The following is an 8265-nucleotide window of genomic DNA, read 5'->3' on the forward strand; positions in this document are numbered from 1 at the left end:
ATGTGGAATTTTAAAAAATTTCATTTTGGCCTTTTTCCCCCCCCCCCCCCCCCGTATCTCTATAGTTTTCAGGGAGTTATGCGTGCTTGCTTCGAGTAATGCGCGAACTTGGATGGTGCCAAATATGAAGCTTCGTCGGTCTTTTTATTATATCAAGTCAATTTTACCGGATAAAATAATAAATTCAACAATTATTAAATAATTCCCAGAGGCTCCAGCCTCGTTTAGTAATTGTCAATAGCAGCCGTCTCTTAATTGAGGCGGTTGCTTTTTTATGAGACGGAAAACACTATATTATACAAGATTTTTAGTATTATCAATAATTTTTAACGTTATATTCAAAAAAAAGGGAGGCGACCGTCGCCCAAATATTATTTTTTGCCGGAATTTAATAAAAAAAGGGTGGCGACCGTCGCCAAAATGGAGAAAAAGATGGATTGCAACGATTTATTTGTGCCGAATTATGCGCGCGCGGGTGCGCCTGTAATGGATAAGGGTGAAGGCGTTTATTTGTTTGATACGGACGGAAAAAAATACCTTGACTGCACCGCGGGAATTGCCGTAAATGCGCTTGGCTACGGAAACAAAGCGCTCGAAGAAACAATGGAAAAACAGGCGAAAAAGATAATTCACGCCTCAAATTATTACTTTTACAAAGAAAATATTGACCTTGCCAAAACGCTTATCGATACAAGTTTTGCCGACAAAGTGTTTTTCTGCAACAGCGGAACGGAGGCGAACGAGGCGGCGATTAAATTTTCGCGCAAGTACGCAAGCGGCAAAAATCCGTCCAAGACGGCGATTTTGTCTTTTTATTACAGTTTTCACGGTCGAACTTACGCGGCAATGACGGCGACAGGGCAAAAATCGTTTCATCAAGGGTTTAGTCCGCTTCCGCAAGGATTTTTTTACGCGCCGTTTAACGATATTGAAGCGACAAAAAACGTTTTGGCGTGTGCGGAATTTGCGGCGATTATAATAGAGCCTATACAAGCGGAAGGCGGAATTTGCGAGGCAAGTCCCGAATTTATGCAATTTTTGCGCGAATATTGCGACCAAACCGACACTGTTTTAATTTTCGATGAAATTCAATGCGGCTTGGGTCGAACGGGAAAACTTTGGGCGTACGAAAATTATGGAATTGCTCCCGATTTGCTCACTTCCGCAAAACCGCTCGGAGGCGGGCTTCCTTTGGGCGCCGTTCTTGCAAAAGAAAAAATTTCCGCGGCGATAAAAGCGGGCGACCACGGAACGACTTTCGGCGGAAATCCTGTTGCTTGTGCTTTGGGAAATACTATGCTTTCTATTGTAAGTAAAAAGGAATTTTTGACTGATGTCGCAGAGAAAGGCGAATATCTCAAGCAAAAATTATCGCAAATCCAAAAAACGCATAGCGAAATCATTGGAATTTACGGTCGCGGGCTTATAATCGGCGTTCAATTTAGCGGAGATACCAAAAATATAGCCGCAAAAGCACGCGAAAAAGGATTGCTCCTTGCGCGCGCGGAAAAGAATATGTTGCGTTTTCTTCCGCCGCTCGTAATCACAAAAGCAGAATTAGATGAAGCGCTTGATATTTTTGTATCTGTTTTGAACGAGTTAAAAAGCTGAATTATGCGCGACACGGTTTTCAGACAAGAACATCCCGAAATTGCCGAATTTGCGTTTGACGAAAAAGTAGCCGCCGTATTTGCCGATATGCTGAAACGCAGCGTTCCCGGCTACGGCACGATAATTTCAATGATTGCGGTAATGGCGAAAAAATATGCGCAACCCAACACTGTTATTTACGATTTGGGCTGTTCTTTGGGAGCCGCTTCTTTAGCGATTGCAAAAAATATTGAGCAGGAAAATTGCAAAATTTACGGCTTTGACGTTAGTGAGCCTATGATACGCGAGGCGAAAGCCTTAGTATCGGCAAGTGGAAAAGACAGGCAGATTTCGCTGATTTGTGAAGATATTACAAAAATAAACTTTGAAAAAACGTCTTTTGTCGTACTTAATCTGACTTTGCAATTCATAAAACCGAAAGAGAGAGAAGCGCTTCTTAATAAAATTTATTCGTCGCTTACGGATGGCGGCGTTTTAATTTTAACCGAAAAAGTGAGCGATATAACACCAAACGACTTCTTTACCGATATATATTACGATTTTAAGCGCGCAAACGGCTACAACGAAACTGAGATTTCCGTGAAACGCGCCGCTCTCGAAAACGTCTTGATAAGCGATAGCGAAGAGGCTCACATCGAACGTCTGAAGCGCGTTGGTTTCAAAAAAGTACATCGTTGGTTTCAGGCGTTAAACTTCCGCTCGTACATAGCCGTAAAACAAATATAACAAATAAAATGCTTTTTTTCCACATCTTTGATGGCAAATATTATTTTGTAGTGAGATTGCTATAAAATATTTGAGATATTAATGAAATGGAGGAATTGTTTTATGGATGTCTCTTTTGTAAACCCGTTTTTGAAAGCGACTAACGACACTTTTAAAATGATGTTGAATATGGAAGCAACAATGGAAAAGCCGATTGTCAAGGCAGGCGGTGGCGACCATCATTACGACGTATCAGGCGTTATAGGACTTTCAGGAGAAGCGCAAGGAACTATTGCTATAAGTTTCACAAAAATTACAGCTCTTAAAGTCGCTTCCAAAATGCTTGGCTCGGAACTTAAAATAATAGGTCCCGATCTTACTGACGCTATTGGTGAAATTGCAAACATTATTGCGGGTTATGCAAAGCAGTATCTTACGCAATACAAGGTTTCTATCAGTTTGCCGAACGTGGTCATAGGAAGCAGGCACGAACTTGTTTCTCCGACTGCGACAAAAACTGTTGTTGTTCCTTTCAAGTGCGAAGTCGGCGAATTTGCCATAGAAGTTTCGTTGAAAACAAAGTAAACAAATAGTATGGACGACCGCCTTGGTCGCCCATACCTTACGTGTTATTCTGCGTTTGTTTCTTGCGTTATTGTTTGCGCATCTTCTATTTTTGTTTCACTGTCTGCAAGCGGCAATCCGTTATATCCACCATTATTTTGAAGTGTTTCTCTCTCTTGAGGTCTTGCTGTACGCACGACTTGCTGAGGTCTCGACGGTTCGCCTCTCTCGTTTAATACGGGAATATCGCTGTTAAGCGCAACGGGATTCTGCATCCAAGCGATAAGATTTGCGCCCGTTATTATGCGCACTTCGGGATATTGCAAAACGTAATTTACAAAATCTTCAATGATTTTTCTTCTTTGCAAGTGGTTTCCTGCCGACCTGTAATTTCTGTTTTGGCTCGGCATATAGTAATCGGGGTGCATTCCTATGCTTACGGGCGCGCGATTTCCGCTAAAATGCGTATGGAAAGTATGCTTCATTGTAGCAAGTACTTCGTCTGCTCGCATTTGTGCGCCGCCCCACGCTTTGGGAGCCATAAGATTGAAATCGAAGCCCGTGATATTTCCCGTATTTTTGTTAAACCAAGGCACGTTTCTTTGCGTTCTCGAGCGCAACCCGCGCCTGAAACCGAGTTCTCTCGCCAATGAGTCGTGCGGTACTATATAAGCATATACGGGAAGTATCCACATTCTCGAATTCGGAAATTTTCCTATGCCTTTATAACCCCAATCGTTTGCGCCCGACGACCATTCCGCTTGCATACTGTCGATAATTGAGCCGCCCGTAATTTGGTAGGGCCAAAATCTGTTGGTGCCGTCTTGGTCGGGTTGCATTCCTTCTTCGATTGAACTGTCGTACAAAAATCCGCGCCTTATCATTGCTTCAAATGCGGCTCTGTTGTATTCCAAAAACGGCGCGCGAAATCCGACAATTTTGCTTCTCGGAATTCCCAAGTTTGCTGTAAGCGCGAGGTCGTTTGAAATTATTTCGGCGTTCCAACGTTCTACCGGCAAAAGGCGTGCGTCTTCGCGCGGTTCGCTCCAATCGTCGGGAAACCAATGCGAAAATGTGTGATTTCCGATTTCGTGCCCTGCGTCAAACGCTCTTTTCCAAGCGTGCCAAGTTCTTGTGATTTCAGGCTCTTGCGCGAGCGTATGATTGTTTTGCGCATAACGCCCGTTCACAAAAAATGTCGCCAAAACAGGCGAGCCGTCGGGATTTTTGACGCTTCCCAAAAAGTTCACGAGCCACATAATCGCTTCGGGTTCGGCGCAATCGTCCGCTCCGATAAATACAAACTGCGGCACATTCTCCAAAGGAAAATCGCCCGGGTGAAGAGGGGACTGCTGACGGAAATTAACCGCAAACGCCGCCGTCGCCATACACAAAAGGGTCAAGGTTTTTTTGAGCATAAAAATATCTCCTAAAACAAAAAAATGATAATAACAAGGTAAAAATAATATCTGCGCACTCGCAGGGGCAAAAGATTTTTTGCCCATTATGTCGAAAATTGCCGCAGTATCACAATTTGGGCGTATGCAATACGCCCTTACATTATATACTACGCATTTGCCGTCGCTGTTCGCATTCCGATTTGTTCGGCGTAATCCAAATCCCATTTATTTGCGGAAATAAACAGTACTTCTTTGGGCAAAATTTTCAAGTCGTAGATAGTATCAAACATTTTTTGATGCAAAACGCGGCTTTGTTTATTCATCTTAAAATCGTACGAAAAAAAGCACAAATCGTCGTCGAAAATGTCGAGGTAATCATCGCTTATTCCGTCCTCGCGAAGAAGTAGCGAAAGTTCAAAGGTTGTGAAAAATTGCGTGTTTGCCAAAAGTCCCAATTTAATTCCCTTGTTTTTTAGGTCGATAAGCGTTTTGCCTAAGTTTTTGTACAGTGCAGTCCGTCCGAAAGAGTGAAAATGGAAGAAATACGCGATACATTTTGCAAAATCGTCGCGGTCTTCAATGCCGTATTGAGCGCAGTCGTAGCCGTTTCGCGCTAACATTGCCAAAATCAAATTCCAAACGTCGGCGACTTGCGGCTCGGAAAAATTTTTGCCGTTTTTTTCGTCTCTTTCTTGAAGCATAAGTAAAAGCCCGCCGTAAAAATTGGCAAGCGTTGTTTGCGGGGGAGTGGCAGGGTCGATTTTTTTAAGCGTTTCAATAAAGCCAAATTCTTCGGCGGTTTTCAAAAAAACATTTGCCTGATACTCTTTTTTTTCGTCGTCGTTTGCAAGTTTAACGGGGCAAAAATTTATTAACGTACCATATATATCAAAAATCGCGACTTTTACACTGTCGAGTTTTTTAGCGGATAAATCGCAAGTAAATGCGGTATTATGCGAATGGTTTTTCGCTTCCTTTTTATGAAGCGCGGCAGCATATTCAGCGGCAATCGACATTGTTTTCTCCTTCCAACAAAAAATCAATTACATTTTTAATTTTTATTCCATCGTAAGACGTTATGAAATTTTTATCTTGCGACAAAATTATTTTTTCGTGATTGTCTCTTATAGATTTGAGCGGAGTTATTTCCCTCTCAAAAGTGCTTTCGTTTACTAAACTTTCGCTTACCTGAAAATAGATTTTTTCTTTTGGCGTTTCAGCAATAAAGTCAATTTCAAAGTTCAAAAATTTTCCTATGTGGACTTTGTATCCACGGCGCAAAAGTTCAAAAAACACAATGTTTTCTAAGATATGCCCTTTTTCGGTATCACGATAACCAAGCAACATATTTCTTAAGCCGATATCAACAATATAATTTTTTCCGAGCGTTTTAAGCAGCGACTTCCCTTTAACGTCGTATCGCTTTAATTCGTAAAAGATAAAAGCGTTTTGCAATGCCGCAATATATGCCTCAATTGCTTTGTTTGGCGCTGTTTTATGTTCTATTTCTTTATTGCTTATAAGATAATTCGATATACTGTTTACCGAATTTATGGAGCCAATGCTGTGCGCCAAAAAATCCGTTAGCTTTTTCAATAAAACAGAGTCCGTTATTTTGCTTCTTTGGATAACATCTTTGACAATAACCGTATTGTAAACCCCTTCAAGCATTTCGTAAATCATTTTTTCGTTAAAACCATACTCGGCAACTGCAGGCATTCCGCCATATTTTGCGTATAGTATAAATTTATCTTCTATGGTTGAGTCAGAGGTAAAATTGTTAAAATCTAAAAATTCCTTAAACGAAAGCGGGAGCATTTTTATCTCGATATATCGTCCCGAAAGCAATGTCGAAAGTTCGGAAGAAAGCAGATAAGCGTTGGAACCCGTTATGTATATATCAACATTAAAGTCCACCAAAAAAGAATTTATTGCCTTTTCCCATTTATCGACCATTTGTATTTCGTCAAAAATAAGATAGGTTTTTTCTTTTGTCGTAATGCGCCGGGCAATGTGAGAATAAAGAGCGTTGCAGTCCGTAATTTCGTTAAACTTCATTGACTCAAAATTTATTTCAATAATGCGTTCTTGCGCAATTCCCGCTTTTTGCAATTCGTTTGCAAATATTTTCAGCATTGTGGACTTTCCGCATCGCCTCATACCGGTTATTATTTTAATAACTTTTTTATCTTTATAGTCAAGCAGCGTTTTAAGATAAGTCGGTCTGCTTTTATAGTTTTCGTTTTCTAATTCCGGCATTGGGCAACTCCTTTTTGGCGCTTGTTAATAATCTAATATACGTAATAAACCACGCCTTGCGCAAGAAGTTTTTGTGAAAAAAGCCAAAAACTTTTGAAAAACGAAAGTTTTTGTAATAATTTCTCAGAAAAAAATACGTTTCGCCATAAACAAAAAGAGGCAGGTTTTCCTGCCTCTGATGAAAAGCCAATTGTTGAATTTACAGTTTATGCATATTTTTAAGATTCCGGAATTCGGCAAATAGTATTTTAATTGAGAGGTTGGTAAATCTATAATATGGGAAATGGAATCAAAAAAAAGTAATTTAAACCAACGTTTATTTTACCATACTAATATATTATATTCCACAACACAATAACGGAAAAAACTTTATAAATTGTTATCTTTTATAAATGTTGCCAAAGTTTTGATGTTAATTTTCAATTTTTTAGCCATTTTTTGCTGTGAAAATTCTTCTTTTTTCATTTTCAGTATCAGCGCCTCTTTTCCGGTTAATTTTTTTCTCGTTGATTTTCTGCCAACCGGTCTTCCGAGTTTGATTCCGGCTGCTTTTTTACACGCCAACGCCTCTTTTGTTCTCTGCGAAATCAAATTTCTTTCAAATTCGGAAAAAATTGCAAATATGGGAGCGATAAGTTTTGCATATTTACTTTCTTGCGTATTGAAATTTTCCTTTATGGAAACAATGTCCACATTTCGCTTCTCGCATTGATACAAGATGGTTATCAAGGCATACATTGTTCTTGACAACCGAGATAATTCGGAACAAATTATAACGTCGCCTTTTACGGTTTTTCTCAATATTTTTCCCAAACATCGTTGTTCAAAATCAATTTTTCCGGAAATTTTCTCGCCTATCCACTTGTCAATTTCAACCCCGTTTTTTCGGCAGTAATTTTCAATCTCAAATTTTTGATTTTCTGTCGTTTGCTTGTCTGTACTTACTCGGATATACCCGTAAATCATAATAAAACTCCTTATAAAAAAGAAATGGTTAAAACTATGGTAAAATAAACGTTGGTTTAATTTACTATGCGGAATTTTCCGAATTTTATAACCATTAATTTTAAACAAGGAGCACAATTATGAGTCTTAAACACATGTTCTTGTTAAAATCGGCGGCATTTTTTTTCTTTGCAGCGTCTTGCGTTTTTGCAACACCTGCGGAGCCGCGCCCCGCCGATCGTCTAATGCCCGACAGCTATACCGAAGCTGCGTCGTTGGCATTGAGTGTAAACAGGTCCGCAAGCGTCGACGCTGCGGTAGATTGCCAAAATGTTCAGGAATGGAGCGTCAATGGCGGCGGACAAAGTTGGTCTGCGCGACATAGTAATGGCTCAGCGATTACTGCAGGTCCCGCGTATCTTCCCGGAACAATAGTGTCTTTTGAAGACAGGTATTGGCGGGCTTTGGAAACTAATTTCGGACAACATTTTTGGTTGAACCAACAAAACACAGGAAGACCGGGAACCGTAAATGTAAACGGAATAAACGGTCTTGTGTTCTGGGAAGAAGTTCAATGTATTTACGATGATGAACCTACATTCTTCACATTGACTTTCGACTCCGACCAAGGAAGTCCTGTTTCGCCTATTGAAGTCGAAGAGGGTGAATTTGCGGAAAGACCCGCAGATCCTACAAGAGACGGATATATTTTCCTCGGCTGGTTTATCATCGGAGTGGAAGACATAGAGTTTGAATTCGAGACAATGCCGATAACAGAAAA

At 40.4% G+C, this 8265-nt stretch carries 8 protein-coding genes; 4 read left to right on the top strand and 4 right to left on the bottom strand.

Translation table 11 applies throughout. The features are described from left to right. Nucleotides 1–432: 432 nt before the first annotated feature. The 3 genes from FWE23_10795 (at nt 433) to FWE23_10805 (ending at nt 2901) form a co-directional block, all read left to right on the top strand. A complete protein-coding gene (locus FWE23_10795) occupies nt 433–1611 on the top strand; it encodes an aspartate aminotransferase family protein (protein MCL2845913.1) in 1179 nt (392 codons plus the stop codon). Nucleotides 1612–1614: 3 nt separating this feature from the next. Beyond that, complete coding sequence (gene cmoA, locus FWE23_10800; GenBank protein MCL2845914.1) at nt 1615–2337, top strand: carboxy-S-adenosyl-L-methionine synthase CmoA; 723 nt, start codon at nt 1615–1617, stop codon at nt 2335–2337. 102 nt (nt 2338–2439) lie between these two features. After that, nucleotides 2440–2901 (top strand): chemotaxis protein CheX, encoded by a 462-nt coding sequence (locus FWE23_10805; GenBank protein MCL2845915.1) that lies wholly within the window; start codon nt 2440–2442, stop codon nt 2899–2901. Nucleotides 2902–2945: 44 nt separating this feature from the next. Here the strand turns inward: FWE23_10805 and FWE23_10810 are convergent, their stop codons facing one another. From FWE23_10810 to FWE23_10825, 4 genes are all read right to left on the bottom strand, one after another. Continuing rightward, nucleotides 2946–4298, bottom strand: a complete 1353-nt coding sequence (locus tag FWE23_10810; GenBank protein MCL2845916.1) for a polysaccharide deacetylase family protein — start codon at nt 4296–4298, stop codon at nt 2946–2948. 149 nt (nt 4299–4447) lie between these two features. Continuing rightward, the gene (locus FWE23_10815) at nt 4448–5296 is read right to left on the bottom strand and encodes a hypothetical protein (GenBank protein MCL2845917.1); all 849 of its coding nucleotides are present in this window, start codon (nt 5294–5296) and stop codon (nt 4448–4450) included. Continuing rightward, nucleotides 5280–6539, bottom strand: coding sequence for an ATP-binding protein (locus tag FWE23_10820; protein MCL2845918.1), 1260 nt, complete (start codon nt 6537–6539; stop codon nt 5280–5282). Before FWE23_10820 ends, FWE23_10815 begins: the two co-directional genes overlap by 17 nt. Nucleotides 6540–6908: 369 nt before the next feature. After that, a complete protein-coding gene (locus FWE23_10825) occupies nt 6909–7505 on the bottom strand; it encodes a recombinase family protein (protein ID MCL2845919.1) in 597 nt (198 codons plus the stop codon). Between the two features lie 119 nt (nt 7506–7624). Here FWE23_10825 and FWE23_10830 point away from each other — a divergent pair. Then, nucleotides 7625–8265 (top strand): InlB B-repeat-containing protein (locus tag FWE23_10830; GenBank protein ID MCL2845920.1); only part of this gene is annotated, 641 nt, incomplete at its 3' end.

It is taken from the genome of Chitinivibrionia bacterium (assembly GCA_009779925.1).
In the GTDB taxonomy this organism is placed as follows: domain Bacteria; phylum Fibrobacterota; class Chitinivibrionia; order Chitinivibrionales; family Chitinivibrionaceae; genus WRFX01.